We start from the raw sequence: 20438 nt of genomic DNA on the forward strand, positions 1-20438 counted from the left end.
ATGTGCAGTGCACCGAAGCAGGGCCTGGCCATTCCGGCGGGCGTCGACGTGGAGAAGGAAACCGTGATCACCGGCCGCGTGGTCGATGGCAACGGTCAGACGGTGGGCGGTGCCTTTGTGCGCCTGCTGGATTCCTCGGATGAGTTCACCGCCGAGGTGGTGGCGTCGGCGACCGGCGACTTCCGGTTCTTCGCCGCACCGGGCGACTGGACGCTGCGGGCGTTGTCCTCGGCCGGGAACGGCACCGCGACGGTGAGCCCCACCGGCGCCGGGATCCACGAGGTCGACATCAAGATCGAAAGCTGAGCAGCTTAGGCCGTTGACCGAGACCGCGACTGCGCACCTCCCCACCCGGAGAACGACGTGCGCAGTTGCGGTCTTGTCATCTAACGACCTTCGCGCCGTTCCTGGCGCAGCCGCACCGGGGGTGTGCCTGTCAACTTGGTGTAGTCGCGGGTGAGGTGGGCCTGGTCGTACCAGCCCAGCCGGCTCGCCACCTCTGCGACGTCGAGATCGGTCTCGGAAAGCAGCTGATGGGCATCGATCACTCGAGCCCGCCGCAGCAGCCAACGTGGCGATACTCCGAGGTGGCTGCGACACAATCGCTGCAGTGAGCGCTGTGACAGCGCCACCCTCGCGGCGAGATCTGCCACCGATGCGATGCTCGGATCGGTACGCACCAGCCGTTCGACGCTGCGAGCACGGTGACCGTCGGCGGTCGGCCGCCGACCGCCCATCATCTCTTGTGCCGCCCTCTCGATTGCCTCGGCACGAGCCCGCGCATCGCGCGCCTCCCACACCGCCGTCAGATCCCAGCCCGGCCAGGCCTGGTCCCAGAGAACCACTTGGCCCGTCCACGTGCTGGCCTCGGTGCCGGTCAGGTCGAAGATCGCTCCCGGCGTCAGATGTAAGCCGACCACCCAGCCGGGTGCCGGCAGATCGACGGCAAATCGCTCGGTCACCACCCCGTGCAGCAGTCCGGCCGGAAGCCGATGTCCGTGCCGAATCTCGCCCGGCGGCCCGCCTTCGAGGGTGAGATGCACCGTCGGGTGGGCGATGACACCGGAGAAGTCCGCCGGTACGGGTTCGGCCCAGGAGAGCGACCAAATCCTTTCCACCCAATCACGCAGTGGTCCGCGGCCCGGCAGCACCACTCGGTCGATGCGCGGTAACAGCCCTTCGGGACGCACTACCGCGCGCCACGGATCCGCACCCAGACCCTCCCGCGGTTCTGTCGGGTTGGTCCAAGACGGCACCGCCTCAGCTTAGGCAGGGTGAACACATGAGTACTGCTGTTACCGAACTGCTTGCGTTCACCATCGATTGCTCCGACGCCTCCGCACTGGCCCGTTTCTATGCCGAACTCACGGGTGGCACGGTCACGGGTGAATATCCCGAATACGGATACGCGTCGGTGGCGATCGGCTCACAGAATATCAATTTCCAAGGCGTGCAGAACTATTCGTCACCGCAGTGGCCCAGCCAGAAGCATCCGCAGCAGTTTCACCTCGACTTCCGCGTGAACGACCTCCGTGCCGCCGTCGACCAAGCCACGGGTCTCGGCGCCACGGTTGCCTCCGAGCAGCCAGGCGGCGACTCCTACCGGGTGATGGTGGACCCGGACGGACATCCGTTCTGTCTGTGCCCACCCAAGGAGTAGGTCATCGGTCACCGACATCCGTTGGCCGCCACCGTCTCGACACGTGGATCAGTTCGCGGTGTCCGGTGCGGCCGCCGCGCTTCGGGACGGCTGCCTGGCCTCGAGGCCGGGCATCGGCCGATCGGGTGCGTTCCCGGTAGGAGACGGATCCTCCAGACCGATGGGCTGTCCGGTGGGGATGTTCTGGCGGCCGGTAGCGGCCGTCGCCCCCGGCGCGGTACCTCCGGCCACCTCCGGTGTCCCGGTCTGTTGCATGGGTGACGACGGGCGAGTACCGAAGACCTGGCCTTGCGGACCGGCCTCGTGCGGCTTCACCGAGACATGCTTGAGCTGCACCCCCAAGCGATCGCCGGGCAGGCCGACATGAGCCGACTCGGGATCGGCGTTGGTCATGGCCCGAGTGCCTCCCGCGTCGCGAACGCGGGGCGGCGGGGTCAACGACCAAATGGATTGCAATCCATAGACACCCGGGTAGTAGCCGATGTAGCCGGGCGGCGAGTAGATCTGCCCGGTCGGGTCACCGGGAACCGAGGGGTCGGCAGCGGCGCTGGGCGCGCCGAGTAGGCCGGCGACCACGAATGCCGCGATCACACCGGCGTCGCGGATATATGCTCTCATACTGTGGAAGTCCTTCGTATTGTATTGCGGCGCAAGTTCATTCAGTGCGATGCGGCGGGGCCCAGGTCCGGGTCGCTGTTGAGTGAGCCGGGTGCGATGGTTCCGTTCGCCTTCGGCTGAACGGACTCGCTGTCGGCGGCCGGTGGTGGCTGATGCGTGCCGGGGACGGGGTCTTCCAGACCTCCGGGGGCGCCGCCCGGCATGCTGGCCCCGGGCACCACGCCAGCGGCCGGATCGGGCGCACCGATCGAATCCATCGGCGATTCCGGGCGCACACCCGGCGCGACCCCCAGCGTCGAGTTGCGCAGCGGTTCGACGCCGAGTTCCGAGCCGGGCATTCCGAACTCCGCCGAGTCCGAATCCGTGTTGCTCATCGCGCTGGTACCCGCGGCGTCGAGGACCCGGCGCGGACGCATCCAGAAGCCGAGGATGTAGGTATAGGCGCCGGGTTGATGACCGATCCGGCCCGGCATGTTGTGGTACGGCAGCCCGTCGTATCCCGGCGGCGGGCCCGGCGGGACGGGAGGCGACGGCGCGGCCAGTGCGCTGGGCGCCAGGAAGAAACCCGCGCTCAGGAGGGCGGCGAGCAGAGCCGCGCCCGTATTGATGCGTGATGCCATTCGGGTGACCGTCCTCGTCTAGATCTTGATCGGTTCGCCGTAGATGGCATACGAGGAATGCGCGCCGGTGGTCGAGATACGCAGGTACGCGTACGACCGGATGGTGACGTCTCCGCCGCAGGCGTCCACTTTGACGTGCAGGTTCGTAATATCCAGCGTCGCTCGGCCCGACGGGTTCAGCGCCATGTTGGACATCGGCAGGTCGACGATGACGCCAGGTTCCAGGTCGGTCTGCACGTAGCCGGTGGCGCCGCCGCCCACGGACCCGCCGATGGAGTTGCTCGACCCCAAAGACCCGGTGCCGCTCACGCCGCCGGAGACCGCTCCACCCAATTGCAGTCCGCTCGACACATCGGACTGGCAGCCCAGCTGGTATCCCATGATGAAGAGGCTGTCCAGGATTGATCCCTGTCCGCCAGTGACTGCCGCCGACGAGTACAGATTGACGAAGGCCTCGCGCGAGTTCGACGCATTGGCGAGGTTCGGGATCGAGTTGACGACCTCGTTGTAGCTGTTCAGATGGATATGCCAACCGTCCGGGGTCACCTGATCCAGGTCCTCCGGTTGCATGGTCACCGGTTCCGCGCTGGCGGTGGGAGCTGTCACCGCGGCGAAACACACGGCCACTGCCGCGAAGCACGCGGTGCGGATACATCGAATGAACGTTCCTGCCATGTCGGCCTTCCAGGTGAGTGCTGAAGAGCCGTAGCAGCGGTTCTGCCCGGCCAGTTCAGCGCGAACTGAGCGGGTTATTTCTAGCTAGCGCCCAGTTAACGCCGATCCCAGTTCCGGTGAACGACGGCTGAACGGAAATAAGGTGGGGTTTACCTCTACTCGGAGGTAAGGCTGTCCCCCATCGAGACGATTCAGTAGACCCAACTACTGGAGGGCTGCATGACGAATCCGTGTTCGCCGTAGTGCCGATCGGGCGGGTCCTGGGTGTCCGCGGGCCAGGAATCGGGCTTCTTGGCGCGGCAGGCCAGCGCGTCGTCGGCGAGGACTGCGCAAACGGTCCCATTGCCCGGCGCGATCTTCGAGCCGGTCGGCAGCAACGGATACGTGTGGTCGTCTGGGCTCTGCTCGTACTGCGCGATGAGCCCCGGCTTGGTTAGCGACACCACCACGGAATTCATGCCCACACCGGCACCTACGATCGGCCCGGTACAGGACACCCCCAGGTCGGCGATCATGTTGCTCTGGCATCTGAGACCGCTGGGGGTGCTGAAGACCCATCCCGACATGCTCGGGTGCGCGCCGATCACCTGGTATTCGGCGAGATCGGCGGCCGGGTAGGAGTCGACATCCGGGAACTTCGGCGGCTGCGCATTCGCTGCGGGTGCCGCGACAAGCGCGGCGAAAACCGCGCTGGACACGAAAAGTGCAGATAACCATCGCCCGGGCAAGACCTTCACACCTTTCCATCGCGGTAGCTGTAGTCGACGTTACCCGGCGAGTTGTGGGTCACACCGTTATCCCAGGTAAGCTCCCATCCCGTGGTGCTCTTCTTCGAGATCATGTTGGTGGCCGCGGTGCTCGTCATCACCTGGTTCGCGCTGTACGCGCTGTACCGGCTGATCACCGACGAGTCGTGACGGAACCGGATCCGACCGCCGCCGAGCAGCGGCCATCGGTGGGGAGGAATCTCCCCACCTTCCAAGACCTCCCCATCCCAGCCGATACCGCTAACCTGCGCGAAGGCCCGGACCTCAACGGGGCGATGCTGGCCCTGCTGCCCCTGGTTGGGGTGTGGCGCGGCGAGGGCGAGGGCAGGGACGCCGACGGCGATTACCGCTTCGGACAGCAGATTGTCGTCGCGCACGACGGCAGCGACTACCTCACGTGGGATTCACGATCGTGGCGGTTGGATGCCGATGGGCGGTTCGACCGGCTGACCCTGCGTGAGAGCGGTTTCTGGCGGTTTGCACCCGATCCCGATGACCTCGCCGAGAGTCAGGCCATCGAATTGGTGCTGGCGCACGCCGCGGGCTTTGTCGAGCTGTTCTACGGCCAGCCGCTCAACGCCTCATCCTGGGAACTGGTGACCGACGCGCTGGCCCGGAGCAAGTCCGGTGCGCTGATCGGCGGGGCCAAGCGGCTGTACGGCATTGTCGACGGCGGCGACCTGGCCTATGTCGAGGAGCGGGTGGGCGCCGACGGCGGCCTGGAACCGCATCTTTCCGCGCGGTTGTCGCGTTTCGCGGGCTAGCCCTTCCGCCGAGCATGCCCATACGTGCCGAAAATGGCACGAAAAGCGCACATTTCAGCATGCTCGCCACGGACCCGCCCCCGGAAAAGGGGGCGGCCCCCGAACCGTTCGGCTCGATCGGACTCATCGAGGGTTCGGGGGCCGGGTGGCTGCTGTGGATTTGCCCACCGCAGCGCATGGCTGCAGCTAGCGAGCAGCCACCTCACATGTCCAATAACCAATCAAAGTGTCGGACCACCTCCTTCCGTGTGTACCGACGACGGTACGACGCAAGAGGGTGTGCCACAACCGATTTATTCTGCGGCGATCAGAACTAGCGATCGGAACTAGAGCGCGATGGCCTTGTCGACCAGCTCGGGCAACCGCGCAGCCAACGGCCCCGCGGAGCGGCTGACACCGTCCAGCGTGTGCACCCGTGCCGCCAAGGTAATACTGGCCAACATCCAAACATCTTGGGCGGCAATCAAATCAGTAGGCTTGACGGCCTCGTACCGGCACTGAATCCCCTCGGCGGCCGCCACCTCGAAAAGCGCCCGCTGGGTGGTTCCGTGCAAGATCCCATGCTCCGGGAACGGTGTCACCAGGGCGTCACCGGTGTCCACAATGACCGTGGAGCGCGGTCCCTCGAGCACGAATCCGTCCGAGCTGACGAAGATGACGTCTTGCGCCCCTTGAGTTTCGGCGTATCGCAGGGCGGACATGTTGATGGCGTAGGACAGCGTCTTCGCGCCCGATAGCAGCCACGGCAGCGGTTCGGCGGGTTGCGCGGGTAACCCGCGATCCAGGGTGATCACCGAGACACCGTCGCGCCGTGCCGTCAACGAGCGCGCGGGAACCGGCGCGATGGTCAGGTATGCCGTTGCACCCCCGCCGCTTTCACGCCCCCGCGTGTACACCAGGCGCAGCATGGCGTCCGCACCTGACATCGAATTCCATTGCCGTACAGCGATCTGAACCGCGGCCCGCCAGGCGGGACGGTCGGGTTCGGCGAGATCCATCGACGCCGCCGATACGGCCATCCGGTCCAAATGGGCTTCCAGCTTGCAGACGGCGCCCCCACGCACCAGTGCCGTCTCGAACGCCCCGTCGCCGCGAACAGCGGCAAGCTCGTCGGCATGCAACAGCGGCACCGCGGGGTCGTGCACTTCACCGTCGAGTGTGACCACCACCGCTACCGCCATGGGCAATGAGATTAGCGGTCGTAGAGTTGAACATGTGATGAGCCGCTTGCGTGAAGAACATTAGGCACCGATGACGGCTGTTTACGTACCTGAAGGCAACCCCGACGCCGGTGCGGTGTGGCACTACGGCGATCCCCTGGGTGAGCAGCGTGCGGCCCTGACCGGCGCCGTCCTGGTGGACAGGTCAAGTCGGTCGACCATTTCGGTGTCCGGCGCCGAACGGCTGAGCTGGCTGCACACCATCTCCAGCCAGCACGTCGCCGACCTACGCGACGGCCAGACGCGGGAGAACCTCAGCCTGGACGGGCAGGGGCGTGTCGAAGACCACTGGGTGCAAACCGATCTGGACGGTGTCACGTACCTGGATACCGAGCCATGGCGTGGCCAGGCGCTCAGGGACTTCCTCACCAAGATGGTGTTCTGGGCCAAGGTGGAGGTCGCCGCGTCCGAGCTGAAGGTCTTCACCCTGCTCGGGCCCAGCACCGCCGAGCTGGCCGGGAAGTTGGGAATCGCGGCCCTGCCCGAGCTCGACAGCGCCGTCGCGCTACCCGGTGGCGGCTTCATCAGGCGCATGCCGTGGCCACTGCCCGACGCGACCTTCGATCTCCTCATCCCGTCCGGAGCGGGCCTGGCCGAACGTCTGGGCGTGCGTCCTGCCGGCCTGTGGGCGTTCGAGGCGCTCCGCGTCGCTGCCACGCGTCCCCGGCTGACCCTGGACACCGATGAGCGAACCATCCCCCATGAGGTGGCCTGGATCGGCGGTATCGGCCCGGATGACGATCCCCGGGCCGTGCATCTGGCCAAGGGCTGCTATCGCGGGCAGGAGACGGTGGCCCGGGTACACAACCTGGGCAAGCCGCCGCGAGTGCTGGTGTTGCTACATCTGGATGGTTCCGCCGATCGCCCATCCACTGGTGACGAGGTGGCCGCCGCCGGCCGCGCAGTGGGCCGGGTGGGCTCCGTGGTCGATCATGTCGACCTGGGTCCCATAGCGTTGGCTCTGGTCAAACGATCGGTCGTCGAGGCCCTTTCGAACGGCAATCCGGCGCCCCTGTCGGCGGGTCCGTCACCTGCCGCCATTGACCTTGATCTACTGCCCGACCTGCAGGGTGAGCAGCGCGGGCGGGAGGCCGTGAACCGCCTGCGGCAAGGGTCTGTTCAACCGGGTAGTTAGGGCGTGCAGCAGTTGGTGGATCGGCACGCTAAACTATCGTCAGGATCGATAAAAACACTCCACCGGAGCCGCCCTGAAATTGGGCCGCTCCGCTATTGCGCGAGGGGGTTCCCCCATGGGCCGCGGCCGGGCAAAGGCAAAGCAGACCAAGGTTGCTCGCGAGCTGAAATACAGCTCTCCTAACACGGATCTCGAGCAACTCCGCCGTGAACTTTCCGGCGCTCCGGTATCTCAGCCGGATGACGACCGCGCCAGCGACCGCTGGACGGACGACGAGGACGCCTGGCGCCGGTAACGGCCCTGCGGTAACCCACCCGAGGTTCTAGAACCTCGGGTGTTGTCCCACGAGTAAGGCACTTTCGCTGCCCGAATCCTTGCCCGACTTCTTCTTGATGGCGCCAAGGGTCCAGCAGTCGATGTGTCGTGCGGTCAGGACCGCGAGTGCCCTGTCGACGTCTTCGGGCGCGACGACGGCGACCATGCCGACGCCCATGTTGAAGGTCTTTTCCATCTCGGCACGCTCGATGCGCCCGCGCTGGGCGATCATCGCGAAGATCGGACCGGGAGTCCAACTACCCCTGTCGAGTTCGGCGACCAATCCGTCGGGGATCACGCGGGCGAGATTGCCCGCGAGCCCGCCACCGGTGACGTGGCAGAAGGTCCGCACCTCGGTCTCGGCGGCCAGCGCCAGGCAGTCCTTGGCATAGATGCGGGTGGGCTCCAGGAGCTCCTCGCCGAGAGTGCGGCCGAACTCCTCGACCTGCCCGAACAGGTCCATCCGGTCGATTTCGAGTAGCACGTGCCGTGCCAACGAGTACCCGTTGGAATGCAGACCCGAGGATCGCATCGCGATCACGACATCGCCCGGACGCACCCGGTCCGGTCCCAGCACCCGGTCGGCCTCCACCACGCCCACCCCGGTGGCCGACAGGTCGAAGTCGTCGGGGGCCATCAGGCCCGGATGTTCGGCGGTCTCGCCACCGAGCAACGCGCAGCCTGCGATGGCGCATCCCTCGGCGATACCGGCGACCAACTCGCTGACGCGTTCGGGCACCACCTTGCCGACGGCAATGTAGTCCTGCAGGAAGAGCGGCTCGGCCCCGCACACAACCAGGTCATCGACGACCATGGCCACCAGATCGAGGCCGACGGTGTCGCGTTTGTCCATGGCCTGGGCGACGGCGATCTTGGTGCCGACGCCATCGGTGGAGGCTGCCAGCACCGGCTCGCGGTATCCGCCCTTGAGGGCGAACAGCCCGGCGAAGCCGCCGATACCGCCCAGCACCTCAGGGCGATGCGTCTTGGCGACGGATTTCTTGAACAGCTCGACCGCCCGGTCACCGGCTTCGATATCCACCCCGGCCGCAGCGTACGAATTACTGGGTTTGTCGGCTCGCTCGCTCATAACGGGCCTTAGGCTACCCGTCCCAGCTGTCAGCGGTGTCCGCACAGCCCTACTTGAACCGCCCCGCGAATCCGCGCAGTGGCAGGTCGGCCGAGGTGAGGATGCCCGGCGGGGCATCGATGACGCTCCGGATGGCGTTGAGCGCGGGCAGGCCCGTGACGGTCATCCCGACGGATGCGAAGGCGGCGGGGTCGGAGAAGTCGGTGCCGGGCTTCGGGATGACCATGTGCTTGCTGTAGACGCAGGGATCGCCCTGGATCTTGGTGATGTAGCAGCCCTTGACGTTCCAGTGCGGCTGAGTCTTCGGGGTCATCTGCCATTCGACGTGCACCTCGACCTTGGGCACCCCGTCGACGATCCCTTGGTATTTGAGGTAGTTGGCGCCCAGAGAGCCCTTGGGCAGCCGGTACCAACCGAGGTCGACGTCTTCGGTGCAGGCGCCCAGCTCATAGGAAAACGTCACGTCATCGAGTTTCAGACCGAAGCAGTCGGCCATCAGGTATACCCCGTCGGCGAACACGCGGGTGCCCTTCTCCAAGAGCGACGGAATCTCGGGGTCGGTCACGGGCCGCCCGTATCCGACCATCTCCCAGGAGTCCACCGAGTGATGACAGGACACGTCTACCGATTCGATGACGGTCACGTTCTCGATCTCGGCGACGTCGCAGGAGTGGACAACGCCCAGGATCTGCGTCAGCCCCGGGTTCATCCCGGTGCCGTAGAAGGTCGATCCGCCGCGTTCGCATGCCTGCTGCAGCACCTCGGTGGTGGGTCGGCCCGACGGGTGCGGGTGATTCTGGTCGCGGTGATGCCCGGTAATCCAGTCGGCGGTGGTGACGATGTCGATGCCCGCCTCCAGCACCTTGACGTAGAGATCCTCGTCGGGGAAGACCCCATGGAAGGTCAGTACGTCGGGCTTGGCGGCGATGATCTCGTCGACGGTGCCGGTGGCGATGACTCCGTTGGGTTCGAGCCCCACGAGCTCACCGGCATCCCGGCCGATCTTTTCCGGTGAGTAGCAATGCAATCCGGCCAGCTCCAGATCGGGGTGCCGGGCGATGCGCTTGATCATCTCGGTGCCGACATTTCCGGTGGCGACCTGAAACACCCTGACTGCACTCATGCCGTGATCTCCTCCGGGTAGAACTGTGTCGCCCATTTGCGCAGGGCGATGAAGCCTTCGTATTCGGCGCGCACCAAGGCGGGCGGGTCCGAGTACCGCTGATGCGACCAGATGTGAACATCGGCGAGAAATTGGTCGATGATGGCCTGCGAGAACGTCTTCGCGGTCTGTGGCGGCTCAGCGGATTCGTCACCGGATGGCCTGCCGATGAAGACGGTGAACCGCACGTCACAGGTCTCGTCATCGACGGGAGTCACCGCCGAGACGGTGCGGTTGTCGATCATTCCCCAGCTCTTGGTGACGGCGACGCCCAGGCCGCCGTTGATGGCCTGCACGCCGCTTTTCATGTCCTCGGCGGACATACCCGGCATCTCGTCGAAGGCGATGGTGAAGTCGACGTAGGAGATCGGCTTCTCGAACTCCTGCCGAGTGAACTTCGGAATGAACGGCGTCCTGTGTACGTATTTGAAATGCGCGAAGTCGACCCCGTTCTCGAGAACATACTGCGGATGCAGTTGCAGCCGTTCGCGATACAGGGTGCTGTGCGGGAATCCTGGGTAGTAGTCCTGGGCACTGCTGCCGTCGTCGAACCCGGTGAACACATCCGGGACGTCGAAAAACGGTTCACGGCCGTCGATGTCGTGCCAGATGTAGACCGCCTCATTGCGTTCCACCACCGGGTAGCTCCGAATGCGCCGCAACGGGTTTGGCCGTTTCTCGTAGGGGATGCACACGTTCCTGCCGTCGCGGTTCCACTCCCATCCGTGGAACGGGCAGACGATGCGGTCGCCCTCGACATGTCCACCGTGGCCCAGGTGCGCACCGAGGTGCTCGCAGTAGGCGTCCATCACCGCCGGCTCCCCCGACTGCGCACGCCAGGCCACCATCTCGCGCCCGAAGTAGGTCATCCGCCGCACGGCGCCGACGGCGATCTCCGCGGACCAGGCAACCTGGAACCACCCGGTGGGCTTCATCGACAACGGCGGCTTCGGCATCGGAACCTCCTCAAGCGGGGACAGTAATCCACTCCACCCACTTTTCACAGAGACTTCTATGAAAAATTCTCCGCCCGCTAGCATCATCCGGATGAGCGAAGTGGTGGCCACGGGGCGGCGGGCGAATCGTCGCGGTCTGGCAACCCGCGAGAGCATGCTCGACGCCGCCCTGCGGGTGCTCGCCTCGGGCGACCCGGCGGCGGTATCGGCGAACAGAATCGCCAAGGAGTGCGGCGCCACCTGGGGCGCCGTGAAGTATCAATTCGGCGATATCGACGGGCTGTGGGCCGCGGTGCTGCAGCGCACCGCCGAACGTCGTGGCGATCAACCCTGGCGCAACGACCCGACGGGCCCGCTGGATCAACGGGTCAGCGCGATCGTCGAGACCCTGTTTCGGGGTTTGACGGCTCCGGACTCGCGGGCCATCGAGAACCTGCGCCGGGCGCTGCCGCCCGACCCCACGGAGCTCGAACGGATATACCCCCACACGGCCGCTGAGCTGGCCTCGTGGAAACATCGTTGGGCGCGGGCGTGCCAGCAGGCGTTCGACGGCTTGGATGTGGATCCGGTCCGGGTGCGCGAGGTGGCGGCCTTCATCCCGGGCGCCATGCGCGGACTCGTGTCGGAAAAACAGCTGGGTACCTATTCGGATCTGGAGGAGGCCCGCCGAGGGCTGACCAACGCGATCGTCGCCTACTTAGGAGGTCATGCATGACCCGCATCCACGCATTCACCGAGGACGCCCTGGGCGACCTGGATGCCACCGGGGTCGCCGAGCGGATCGCTTCCGGCGAGGTCACCGCGGCCGAATGCGCCGAGGCCGCCATCGTCCGGCTGGAGCGGGTCAATCCCGCACTCAATGCTGTGGAATTCAAGGACTTTCCCCGTGCACGTGAGCGCGCGCAGGCCGCGGAGGGTGCCACCGCTACCGGCGCCTTCGGCGCGTTTCAGGGTGTACCCACCGCGACGAAATGCAATATCCACGTGGCGGGCATGCCGCTGACGGAAGGCTCTGCCGCCATCGCGCCGACGCTGCAGACCGTCGACGGGCCGTTCACGCAACAGTTCCTCAGCACCGGGGTCGTGCCCATCGCGTCGACGACCATGCCCGAATACGGCTGGTCGGCCAGCACGGAACGCTCGGGTGGCTCGGTGACCCGCAATCCGTGGCACACGGACTTCTCCGCGGGCGGGTCCTCCGGCGGCTCGGCGGCATTGGTGGCCGCCGGTGTGGTGCCCATCGCGCATGGCAACGACGGCGGCGGCTCCATCCGGATCCCCGCGGCGGCCTGCGGACTGGTGGGGCTAAAACCCAGTCGTGGAAGACTTTTGGGTGATCCTTCGAGCAGCTCGGCGCCGGTGAAGATCGTCGCAGACGGGGTGCTGGTACGCAGCGTCCGGGACTGTGCCCGGTTCTTCGAGGCCGCAGAATTGCACTACCGCAATCCGAAGCTGACACCGATCGGCCGCGTGGATCGCCCGGTGCAGCGCCGGCTGCGCGTCGGCCTGTGCATGGACTCCCCCTTCACCCCGGCAACGGATCCGGCGACCCGGCAGGCGGTGAACTCGGCCGCGGAACTGCTTGAGTCCCTTGGCCACACCGTCGAGCCCTATGCTCCGGCGGTGCTGCCCTCATTCAAGGTCGACTTCGAGGACTACTGGTCTCTCTTGGCGTTCGCGGTCGCCAAGGGCGGTCCCCGGTTGTTCGACGGGTTCGACGCCTCCCGGCTGGACCCGCTGACGCTCGGCCTCAGCCGCCGGTTTGTCAGGCGCTCGTACCGCACACCGCTGTTCTTGGCCCGCCTGGCCGCGTCCGCCCGGGTGTACGAACGCGGATTCGGCACCGGTATCGATGCGGTGCTCACGCCGGTGCTCACCCACACCACGCCGCGCATCGGATATCTCACGCCGGATCAGGATCCCGAGGTGCTGCTGGACAAACTCAGCTCATACGTCGGATTCACCCCGGTACACAATGCCTCCGGCGCCCCGGCGATATCGCTACCGCTCGGCGAAGATCCCGACGGTCTGCCTATCGGGGTCATGCTCAGCAGCCGCCGTGGCGGCGAGCGGACCCTGCTTGAGCTCGCGTTGGAAATCGAGGAAGCGCAGCCGTTCTCGATGATGGGCTAGCCCACGTTCGTGATGCCAATCACAAATCATCAGTGTTGCAACAAAATTAGGGCGCTCGACATGCGATCCACCGGCTGAGCACCTACCGTTTTATGCATGCCGACGGCGTCGTACCGCGCACGCGGTGCCTCACGGAATCCCCTATCGCATCACCCCCGCGCAGCCAGGCTGCGAGTTCTCTTGGCCGCATGCCTGGTCGCATCATTGGTGGTCACGGACGGGGCGCCCGCGGCCCTCCACACGATCTCAGAGAATTCGTTGTCTGCTCCGATCACGTTGACAGTGGAGTCCGGATACATTTCCCTGACCTCGGACTCGACACCGCTCGGGGCCGGGCCCGCCGCCTCCGATTCATCGCCTACCCTCACGATCACCCGGCGGGCCACCGTCTCACTGAATCCGGTAGAGAACGGCCACGGTCTGGATGCGGTCATCAAATCCGAATCCCTCGCCTCCCCTACCGAACCCGGAACACCAACACCGGGAAGCATCCCGGTCGTCCTGGTTCACGGAACTGCCGAGAACCAGCAGTATTGGGATGCGATGAAGACGAGCCTGCATGATGCGGGGATGAAGGCATTCACCTTCGAATACGGACAGACGGGATTTCAGGGCCTCGTGGGCTCGATCGGACGGCAGATCGGGCTGCGCGGCTTCGGCGATGTCGACGTGTCCACACAACAGCTTGCCCACGAAGTCGCGACGGTCTTGGATCAAACCGGCGCCGGCAAGGTCGACCTCGTCGGCCATTCGCAGGGCGGCCTGCTGATCAAGAATTTCGTCGCACAGGACAAATCTGACAGGGTGGCCAATGTTGTCCAGTTGGCGCCCTCGAGTCACGGCACCACCTTCAGTGGAATCACCGATGCCATTGCGCCGGTTGGTAATTTGGTCGATATCAACGGCTGGAAACCCGTCAAAGACGTGATCTATTCGGCTGTCAGCACGCTGGGCTGGCCGTCCTTGTCGCAACAGACGGTGGGCAGCCGCTTTCTCGACAAGCTCGACAAGCTGCCGGACACCAAGCCTGGTGTCGACTACCTGGTGGTGAGCACCAAAAATGATGTCGTCGCCACCCCGTATAAGTCTCAATTCATCACAGCGGCACCGGGTTCCACTGCGGTCAATATCGAAGTACATTCGCTGCCCGGAGTGCCGCGCGACGGGGTGGTCGACCACGGCCTGAACGGTAGGGAAGTCATCTCTGCCGTGACCAACTACCTCAAGTCCAGCCAGTCGGCGCAGCGCTCGGCTGATCAGATCAAGGCCAATCCCGGTACCACCCTCAGCAGAGACGGCAGCACCACAACCGTCTCCGAGGGCACCAAGGTGGTCGCGACCATCGAAGACCGGCCCGAATCTGCAAAGCAGAACGCCACCAAGCAATCTCAAGAGCCAGTCGGCAAGGCCGCGACCGGCACCTCGGTCACCACGCCTTCGGGAGCGACCCTCGAGGTCGCGGGACGCGATGTCACGTTGAAGCGCAACGGCCAGTCTGTCTCGATCAGCGAGACGCACGGCGTGACGGTTGCCAACAACCCGGCCGAACAGACACCGAGCGGCAAGACCTCCCCACAGCCGGATCACCTCGCCAAAGCCACCGAGAGCCCGGTCACCAAGGCCTCTCCGGCGGCCGGTGAAACGAAGACAAAAGAGTCACCGGGCAAGCCCGATGTCGACACGAAGCCCGCGGCACACGAGTCCAACACCATCACGCCGAAGATCGGTATCGGCGCCAACGGCATAGCCCACGATGGGAAAACCGCGGGGAGCAGGCTTTCCGACCATGCGGCCGGTCCGGCGGCCGAGTCGGGATCTACGAAGACTGAGAAGACACCGACGGCGACCAAGAAGAGCGGCGCGGCGGCCACAGACGCCTCGGCCGCCGCGCATTCCGGCACCGAGAACTCCACCACGAACGGGAGTGCGAACACGGCTCCGTCAGCCAGCGTTGGCGGACAACAGGCTTCCGCACCGAGTGGGGCAAGCGACCACAAGCCGGCGCATCCGGATACCGGCTCGGCGTCGAGTTCCGGTGATCACAAGAAGGCCGCCGACGGGCCGTCGCACGAGCACACTGCGGGTGCCTCCTAGCCGGTCATCTCGGCGTTGTGGAACGACGCGCCCGTTGTTCCACGGGGTCCGGCACGGGCACCGCGGCCACCAACGTCCGGGTGTATTCGGTCGACGGGTTGTGCAGAATCTCGCCCCGCGGCCCCAGCTCTTCGAGGACGCCGTGGCGTAACACCGCCACCTCGTCTGCCAGTCGATCCACCACGGCAAGATCGTGACTGATGAACAGACAGGCGAATTGCCACTGGCGCTGCAATTCCTCGAACAAGTCCAGCACCGCCGCCTGCACCGATACATCGAGTGCACTGGTGGGCTCGTCGGCGACCAACAGGTCGGGACCCAACGCCAGCGCGCGCGCCAGGTTGGCCCGCTGCCGCTGCCCTCCCGAAAGCTCATGCGGATAACGGTTTTCGGTCCCGGCCGGAAGTTGCACCGCGTTGATCAGCTCAGTTACCCGGGCGAAAATCTTGCGGCGGTCACCGTATCGATGCACCCACATGGGTTCGGCGATACAGTCACCCACCCGCATTTTCGGGTTCAATGAGGTGGCCGGGTCCTGGAACACGAACCCGAACTTGGCGCGCAGCGGGCGCAGCTTACGCTGGCTCATACCCACGAGTTCCTGGCCGAGCACCCGCACTGATCCCGAGGCAGGCTGTTGCAGCGCCGCCACACAGCGGCCGATGGTCGACTTCCCCGAGCCCGACTCCCCCACCAGTCCAAGGGTTTTCCCCTTACCGATACTGAAGCTCACATCGTCGACCGCGCGGAAGGATGCACGGCCCAGCGGACCGGGGAATTCCACGACGAGGTGGGACACCTCCAGCACGGGCTCGGACGGCTCGTCACCCGCGGGTGCATGTTCGGGATCGCCCTGGCCCAGGTGCGGGACGGCGGCCAGCAACGCCCGCGTGTAGGGCTCGGCAGGTTCGGCGAAAAGCTGCTCCACCGGCGCGATTTCGACGACCCTGCCCTGTTTCATGACGACAACCCGGTCTGCGATATCGGCGACCACCCCCATGTTGTGGGTAATGAGCACGATCGCGCTGCCGATCCTGTCGCGCAGATCCCGCAGCAGCTCCAGGATCTCGGCTTGAACCGTCACGTCCAGCGCAGTGGTGGGCTCGTCGGCGATGATCACCTTCGGGTCGCATGCGATGGCGATGGCGATGACCACGCGTTGTTTCTGGCCGCCGGAGAGCTGATGCGGATAGCAGTCGTAGCGGCGCTCCGGGTCGGGCAGCTGCACGAGCTTGAGCAGCTCGATGACGCGCGCGCGGACCTGGACGCGGCTCAAGTCCGAATGCGCACGGACCGCCTCGGCCACCTGGTATCCGATGGTGAACAAGGGATCCAGCGCGGCCCCGGGCTCCTGGAACACCATGGCGATGTCCTTACCGCGCATCGCCGTCAGCTCGCGGCCCGACAGTGTGGTGACATCGCGCCCACCGAGCAGGACCGAACCGGCGATGCGCGCGGTGTCCGGCAGCAGCCGAATCGCGGTACGTGAGGACACCGACTTACCCGAACCCGACTCCCCGACGACCGCCAACACCTCCCCCGGTTTCACATCGAAGGACACGTCTTCCACGGCGGCCACCGGACCGCCGTCTGTACTGAATGTCACCGACAGCGAACGGAACTCCAACGCGGCAGGCGTTTGTGTCTCACTCATGCGTCACCACGCCGGGTCCGCAACAGTGGATTGATGACCTCGTTGAGGCTCTCGCCCATCAGCGTCATACCGAGCACCACCAGGACGATGGCGGTACCGGGAAAGACTCCGGTCCACCAAATACCGTTGGCCACATCCGACAGCGCCTTGTTCAGGTCGTATCCCCATTCGGCGGCCTGGGTGGGCTCGATACCGAAGCCCAGGAAACCCAACCCGGCCAGCGTCAGAATGGCTTCCGCGCCGTTGAGGGTGACGATGACCGGTAGCGACGAGGTGACATTGGAAAGTATGTGCCGAAACAAGATTCGCGAAGTACTGGCGCCGGTGACCCGCGCGGCGTCGACGAATGGCTCCTGTTTGACGCCCACAGTGGCGTTGCGCACCACCCGGAAGTACTGCGGAACGAACACCGCCATGATGGCGATGGCTGCCGCGAAAATTCCTCCGCCGGTGCTGGATTGTCCGCCGGTGACGGCAACCGAGACCACGATGGCCAACAGCAGCGAGGGCATGGCGTACAAGGCGTCCATCACCAACACCAACGCACGGTCCAGCCAGCCGCCCAGGTATCCGGAGGTCAAACCCAGCACCACACCCACCGGCAGGGAAACCACCAGCGAGGTCAGGATGACCAGTAGCGCGGTGCGCGCACCGAACAGCACGCGCGAGAGCACGTCCTCGCCGCGCACCGAGGTGCCGAACCAGTGCTCCCAAGAGGGAGCCTGCTGCCGCACAAAGTCGGTTCCGCCCACCCCGGTTTGCGAGAACCCATACGGCGCCAGGACGGGCGCCAGTATCGCCACCAGAATGAATCCCACGACGAGAACCAGACCCGCGACAAGAGTGAACCGCTGCAGTCCATGGGTGGAGCGCAGTAGCTCCGCCCCCGGTAGCCCGCGCAGCCGGCCTCCGAGGGACTGCCTGACCGATGCCGTCATCAAAACCTCACCCTCGGATCGATGAAGGCGACCACCACGTCGATGACAAAACTCATCACCGCGACGATGATCGCGATCACGGTGACGATGCCTTGCACCGCGACGAAGTCGCGCGCCGAAAGATAGTGCGCCAGCTGCGAGCCCAATCCGTTCCATTCGAAGGCCGTCTCGGTCAGCACGGCCCCGGCAAGCAGCATGGCGATCTGCATTCCCATCACCGTCACCACCGGGACCAACGAGTTGCGAAACGCGTGCCTTCCCACCACGACTCGCTCCGGCAGCCCACGGGCACGGGCCGCGTCCACGTACCCCGCGCGCAGCGTCTGCAGGAGGTTGACGCGTACCAGCCGCAGGAATACGCCTGCCGTCAACAGCCCCAGGGCCAGCACCGGCAACACCAGATGCTTGAGCGCGTCCACGAAGTATCCGCTGTTGCCGTACAACACGGTGTCCACCAACAGCAGATGAGTGCGGTGCGGCATGGCATTCAGCGCGATTTCGGTGCCGACGGTGCTACGCCCCGAGGCCGGCAGCCACCCGAGTTTCACCGAGAAGAACAATTTGAGCAGAATCGCCACAAAGAACACCGGGGCGGCATAGAAGAACACCGCAGCCAGCCGCAGGAATACGTCGGTGAGCTTGTCACGATGCGTTGCGGCCAGACGTCCCAACGGAATCCCCACCAGAAGCGCCACCAGGATGGCGCCGACCGCAAGCTCCAAGGTCGCCGCACCGTTGACCACGATGATGTCGGTGATCGATCGCTTGTCGGTCAGCGTGCGGCCGAAGTCGCCGCGCAGCACCCCGGTGAGGTACTCCCAATACTGGGTCCAGATCGGACGGTCGAAACCCGCCTCGGCCTTGCGTTTGGCGACCTCGGCGGGGGTCAGTCGACCACCGGCCTGGGCGGTGATGGGGTCGCCGATACCGCGCATGAGCACGAACACCAGCGTCATCAGGATCCACGCCGTCGGGATGATGAGTGCCAGGCGCACCCCGAGATAGCGCAGCAGCGTGGTGCTCATGCGGTGCCACCGGTCTTCTTCAGCGGGGTGAACTGAAACTTGAACGAGGGGCCGAGTTTGATGCCGTCGACGTTCTTCACCGACACCGCTATTTGTTTCCCGGTCAGCAGTGGCAGCGTCGAAATGTAGTCGCGCGCCATCAGATCCTGGATCTGCCCGATGATGCGCAGCCGCGTCGCGCGGTCCTGCTCGGTGGCTTCGGCGGTGATGAGTCGGGTGATGGTGCTGTTCTCGAAGTGGTTCACCAACATGTTGTCCGGCATGAAGAACGGTGTCAGATAGTTGTCCGGATCGGGGAAATCAGGGAACCAGCCGAACTGATAGACGGGGTACGAGTCCGATGACCGCCGCTCCTGGTAGGCAACCCATTCGGTGGACTGCAAGTCCACCTGGAATAGGCCGGACGACTCGAGCTGGCCTTTCACCGCCGCGTACTCCTCCGATGAGTTACCACCGTAATGATCCGGGTTGTACTGCAGGTTCAGCTGAACGGGGACAGCCACATTGGCATCGGCCAGGAACTTTCGGGCCAGTTCACTATTGGGTTTGGCTCCATAGAGTGTCTTGAACGACTCCACGGCACCGGGCATCGAATCGGGCACCACCGAATAGGCAGGGGTGAAGGTGCCCTTGTATATGTTGCGAGACAGCGCCTCACGATCCACCAACGACGCGACGGCCTTGCGGATCGCCAGCTTCTGCGCGTCCGTGCCGCCCGGCATGGTCTTGAGATTGAAGACGATGTATCTGAGTTCCCCACCTGGCCCCTCGTGCACGGCCAGACGCGGATTGACTCGCAGGGTCTCGATGTCGTTGGGCGACAGGCTCCGGTAGGCAACATCGATCGCACGGTTCTCGATGTCGATCTTCAGGTTCTCGCCACCGGTGTAGTACTTGATACCGATCAGCTCCCATTGCGGCTTACCCAGCCCGCCAACGTATGTGGGGTTCGCGCGCAGCCCAATCAGTTGGTTCTTGGAATGAGAGGTGATGGTGTACGGCCCCGCGAATGGTTCGGCGCGCGCGATGGTGTCATCGTCCAACAAGCGGTCCGCGGGAAAGACCTCTTCATCGATGATGGGCCCGGCGTTGGTGGCCAGCACCTGGGGGAATGTCTGGTCGTTGGGCAGCTTGAGCCGAAAATCGACGGTGAGGTCGTCGGGCGTTTCGACGCGATCGAGGTTGGCCAACAGCGATTGCGGCCCGTTGGGGTCGTTGATCACACGCTCGCGGTCGTACGAGAACTTCACATCCGATGAGGTGAGTTTGTGTCCGTTGGCGAACACCAGACCGGGCTTGAGCATGCAGCTGTAGAGCGCGGGGTTTTTGAACCCACACGATGCGGCCAGGTCCGGTTTGAGTTCACCGGTCCCGGGGGTGAAGTTCATCAGGAAGGGATAGACCTGGTTCTCGACGAGGAAGGACCCGTTGTCGTAGGCACCGGCCGGGTCAAGCGTGGAAACCCGGTCCGTGGTGCCCACCGTGAGGTATTCGCCGTCGGCGGCCCCGGGTGGCCGGCCTATCCCACATCCGGCGACGAGCAGCGCGGATGCCGCCACAGCGAGTTTGCGCCAGCGCGGTTCTCGGTCTTCACGCGAGCGGCCCATCCGGA

At 65.2% G+C, this 20438-nt stretch carries 21 protein-coding genes; 8 read left to right on the plus strand and 13 right to left on the minus strand.

The window, feature by feature from the left end; genetic code table 11:
• Nucleotides 1-306 carry a DUF1416 domain-containing protein gene (locus B4393_RS11270; RefSeq protein WP_005064245.1) on the plus strand — a complete coding sequence of 102 codons (306 nt, stop codon included), beginning with the start codon at nt 1-3 and terminating at the stop codon, nt 304-306.
• 80 nt (nt 307-386) lie between these two features.
• On the opposite strand, the gene B4393_RS11275 is transcribed toward B4393_RS11270, so the two are convergent.
• Nucleotides 387-1190 carry a helix-turn-helix domain-containing protein gene (locus tag B4393_RS11275; RefSeq protein ID WP_078334442.1) on the minus strand — a complete coding sequence of 268 codons (804 nt, stop codon included), beginning with the start codon at nt 1188-1190 and terminating at the stop codon, nt 387-389.
• Between the two features lie 92 nt (nt 1191-1282).
• Between B4393_RS11275 and B4393_RS11280 the strand changes: the two genes are divergently transcribed.
• Entirely contained in the window at nt 1283-1660 is a 378-nt protein-coding gene (locus B4393_RS11280; protein ID WP_078334219.1) for a VOC family protein, read from the plus strand.
• Nucleotides 1661-1708: 48 nt separating this feature from the next.
• Here the strand turns inward: B4393_RS11280 and B4393_RS11285 are convergent, their stop codons facing one another.
• From B4393_RS11285 to B4393_RS11300, 4 genes are all read right to left on the minus strand, one after another.
• Nucleotides 1709-2278, minus strand: a complete 570-nt coding sequence (locus B4393_RS11285; RefSeq protein ID WP_078334220.1) for a hypothetical protein — start codon at nt 2276-2278, stop codon at nt 1709-1711.
• Nucleotides 2279-2319: 41 nt separating this feature from the next.
• Nucleotides 2320-2898: a hypothetical protein gene (locus B4393_RS11290; RefSeq protein WP_078334221.1), complete on the minus strand. Its 579-nt coding sequence runs from the start codon at nt 2896-2898 to the stop codon at nt 2320-2322.
• A gap of 18 nt (nt 2899-2916) precedes the next feature.
• Nucleotides 2917-3573 (minus strand): MspA family porin, encoded by a 657-nt coding sequence (locus B4393_RS11295; protein ID WP_078334222.1) that lies wholly within the window; start codon nt 3571-3573, stop codon nt 2917-2919.
• Between the two features lie 191 nt (nt 3574-3764).
• A complete protein-coding gene (locus B4393_RS11300) occupies nt 3765-4271 on the minus strand; it encodes a hypothetical protein (RefSeq protein ID WP_078334443.1) in 507 nt (168 codons plus the stop codon).
• Nucleotides 4272-4486: 215 nt separating this feature from the next.
• Here B4393_RS11300 and B4393_RS11305 point away from each other — a divergent pair, with 215 nt between their 5' ends.
• Nucleotides 4487-5104 carry a heme-binding beta-barrel domain-containing protein gene (locus B4393_RS11305; RefSeq protein WP_078334223.1) on the plus strand — a complete coding sequence of 206 codons (618 nt, stop codon included), beginning with the start codon at nt 4487-4489 and terminating at the stop codon, nt 5102-5104.
• Nucleotides 5105-5430: 326 nt separating this feature from the next.
• Here B4393_RS11305 and B4393_RS11310 read toward each other — a convergent pair whose 3' ends face one another.
• Entirely contained in the window at nt 5431-6285 is an 855-nt protein-coding gene (locus B4393_RS11310; protein WP_078334224.1) for an aminodeoxychorismate lyase, read from the minus strand.
• 70 nt (nt 6286-6355) lie between these two features.
• Between B4393_RS11310 and ygfZ the strand changes: the two genes are divergently transcribed.
• Both ygfZ and B4393_RS11320 read left to right on the plus strand, forming a co-directional pair.
• A complete protein-coding gene (ygfZ, locus tag B4393_RS11315; protein ID WP_078334225.1) occupies nt 6356-7459 on the plus strand; it encodes a CAF17-like 4Fe-4S cluster assembly/insertion protein YgfZ in 1104 nt (367 codons plus the stop codon).
• A gap of 115 nt (nt 7460-7574) precedes the next feature.
• Nucleotides 7575-7754 carry a DUF3073 domain-containing protein gene (locus tag B4393_RS11320; RefSeq protein WP_070936690.1) on the plus strand — a complete coding sequence of 60 codons (180 nt, stop codon included), beginning with the start codon at nt 7575-7577 and terminating at the stop codon, nt 7752-7754.
• Nucleotides 7755-7781: 27 nt separating this feature from the next.
• Here the strand turns inward: B4393_RS11320 and purM are convergent, their stop codons facing one another.
• From purM to B4393_RS11335, 3 genes are read right to left on the minus strand one after another with little or no spacing between them, the layout of a single operon-like run.
• Entirely contained in the window at nt 7782-8864 is a 1083-nt protein-coding gene (purM, locus tag B4393_RS11325) for a phosphoribosylformylglycinamidine cyclo-ligase (RefSeq protein ID WP_078282526.1), read from the minus strand.
• Between the two features lie 49 nt (nt 8865-8913).
• Nucleotides 8914-9987, minus strand: a complete 1074-nt coding sequence (locus B4393_RS11330) for an NAD(P)H-dependent amine dehydrogenase family protein (protein ID WP_109558507.1) — start codon at nt 9985-9987, stop codon at nt 8914-8916.
• On the minus strand, nt 9984-10982 hold the full coding sequence (locus B4393_RS11335; RefSeq protein ID WP_078334226.1) for a Rieske 2Fe-2S domain-containing protein: 999 nt from the start codon (nt 10980-10982) through the stop codon (nt 9984-9986). Before B4393_RS11335 ends, B4393_RS11330 begins: the two co-directional genes overlap by 4 nt.
• Nucleotides 10983-11073: 91 nt before the next feature.
• Here B4393_RS11335 and B4393_RS11340 point away from each other — a divergent pair, with 91 nt between their 5' ends.
• From B4393_RS11340 to B4393_RS11350, 3 genes are all read left to right on the plus strand, one after another.
• Nucleotides 11074-11697, plus strand: coding sequence for a TetR/AcrR family transcriptional regulator (locus B4393_RS11340; protein WP_078334227.1), 624 nt, complete (start codon nt 11074-11076; stop codon nt 11695-11697).
• Complete coding sequence (locus B4393_RS11345) at nt 11694-13115, plus strand: amidase (RefSeq protein WP_078334228.1); 1422 nt, start codon at nt 11694-11696, stop codon at nt 13113-13115. Before B4393_RS11340 ends, B4393_RS11345 begins: the two co-directional genes overlap by 4 nt.
• 96 nt (nt 13116-13211) lie before the next feature.
• Nucleotides 13212-15209: an esterase/lipase family protein gene (locus B4393_RS11350; protein WP_078334229.1), complete on the plus strand. Its 1998-nt coding sequence runs from the start codon at nt 13212-13214 to the stop codon at nt 15207-15209.
• Nucleotides 15210-15213: 4 nt separating this feature from the next.
• Here the strand turns inward: B4393_RS11350 and B4393_RS11355 are convergent, their stop codons facing one another.
• From B4393_RS11355 to B4393_RS11370, 4 genes are read right to left on the minus strand one after another with little or no spacing between them, the layout of a single operon-like run.
• On the minus strand, nt 15214-16863 hold the full coding sequence (locus B4393_RS11355; RefSeq protein WP_078334230.1) for an ABC transporter ATP-binding protein: 1650 nt from the start codon (nt 16861-16863) through the stop codon (nt 15214-15216).
• Complete coding sequence (locus tag B4393_RS11360; RefSeq protein WP_078334231.1) at nt 16860-17801, minus strand: ABC transporter permease; 942 nt, start codon at nt 17799-17801, stop codon at nt 16860-16862. Before B4393_RS11360 ends, B4393_RS11355 begins: the two co-directional genes overlap by 4 nt.
• A complete protein-coding gene (locus tag B4393_RS11365) occupies nt 17801-18826 on the minus strand; it encodes an ABC transporter permease (protein WP_070936699.1) in 1026 nt (341 codons plus the stop codon). Before B4393_RS11365 ends, B4393_RS11360 begins: the two co-directional genes overlap by 1 nt.
• On the minus strand, nt 18823-20349 hold the full coding sequence (locus B4393_RS11370) for an ABC transporter substrate-binding protein (RefSeq protein WP_078334444.1): 1527 nt from the start codon (nt 20347-20349) through the stop codon (nt 18823-18825). Before B4393_RS11370 ends, B4393_RS11365 begins: the two co-directional genes overlap by 4 nt.
• Nucleotides 20350-20438: the final 89 nt, after the last annotated feature.

Source organism: Mycobacteroides franklinii (genome assembly GCF_002013895.1).
GTDB classification, from domain to species: Bacteria; Actinomycetota; Actinomycetes; order Mycobacteriales; family Mycobacteriaceae; genus Mycobacterium; species Mycobacterium franklinii.

Excerpts from the sequence above, each read along its gene's own strand:
- purM (WP_078282526.1), bottom strand. The coding sequence starts at position 8,864 with ATGAGCGAGCGAGCCGACAAACCCAGTAATTCGTACGCTGCGGCCGGG.
- B4393_RS11340 (WP_078334227.1), top strand. The coding sequence starts at position 11,074 with ATGAGCGAAGTGGTGGCCACGGGGCGGCGGGCGAATCGTCGCGGTCTG.
- B4393_RS11290 (WP_078334221.1), bottom strand. The coding sequence starts at position 2,898 with ATGGCATCACGCATCAATACGGGCGCGGCTCTGCTCGCCGCCCTCCTG.
- B4393_RS11295 (WP_078334222.1), bottom strand. The coding sequence starts at position 3,573 with ATGGCAGGAACGTTCATTCGATGTATCCGCACCGCGTGCTTCGCGGCA.
- ygfZ (WP_078334225.1), top strand. The coding sequence starts at position 6,356 with ATGACGGCTGTTTACGTACCTGAAGGCAACCCCGACGCCGGTGCGGTG.
- B4393_RS11365 (WP_070936699.1), bottom strand. The coding sequence starts at position 18,826 with ATGAGCACCACGCTGCTGCGCTATCTCGGGGTGCGCCTGGCACTCATC.
- B4393_RS11280 (WP_078334219.1), top strand. The coding sequence starts at position 1,283 with ATGAGTACTGCTGTTACCGAACTGCTTGCGTTCACCATCGATTGCTCC.
- B4393_RS11355 (WP_078334230.1), bottom strand. The coding sequence starts at position 16,863 with ATGAGTGAGACACAAACGCCTGCCGCGTTGGAGTTCCGTTCGCTGTCG.
- B4393_RS11360 (WP_078334231.1), bottom strand. The coding sequence starts at position 17,801 with ATGACGGCATCGGTCAGGCAGTCCCTCGGAGGCCGGCTGCGCGGGCTA.
- B4393_RS11330 (WP_109558507.1), bottom strand. The coding sequence starts at position 9,987 with ATGAGTGCAGTCAGGGTGTTTCAGGTCGCCACCGGAAATGTCGGCACC.
- B4393_RS11335 (WP_078334226.1), bottom strand. The coding sequence starts at position 10,982 with ATGCCGAAGCCGCCGTTGTCGATGAAGCCCACCGGGTGGTTCCAGGTT.
- B4393_RS11350 (WP_078334229.1), top strand. The coding sequence starts at position 13,212 with ATGCCGACGGCGTCGTACCGCGCACGCGGTGCCTCACGGAATCCCCTA.
- B4393_RS11270 (WP_005064245.1), top strand. The coding sequence starts at position 1 with ATGTGCAGTGCACCGAAGCAGGGCCTGGCCATTCCGGCGGGCGTCGAC.
- B4393_RS11345 (WP_078334228.1), top strand. The coding sequence starts at position 11,694 with ATGACCCGCATCCACGCATTCACCGAGGACGCCCTGGGCGACCTGGAT.
- B4393_RS11310 (WP_078334224.1), bottom strand. The coding sequence starts at position 6,285 with ATGGCGGTAGCGGTGGTGGTCACACTCGACGGTGAAGTGCACGACCCC.
- B4393_RS11320 (WP_070936690.1), top strand. The coding sequence starts at position 7,575 with ATGGGCCGCGGCCGGGCAAAGGCAAAGCAGACCAAGGTTGCTCGCGAG.
- B4393_RS11285 (WP_078334220.1), bottom strand. The coding sequence starts at position 2,278 with ATGAGAGCATATATCCGCGACGCCGGTGTGATCGCGGCATTCGTGGTC.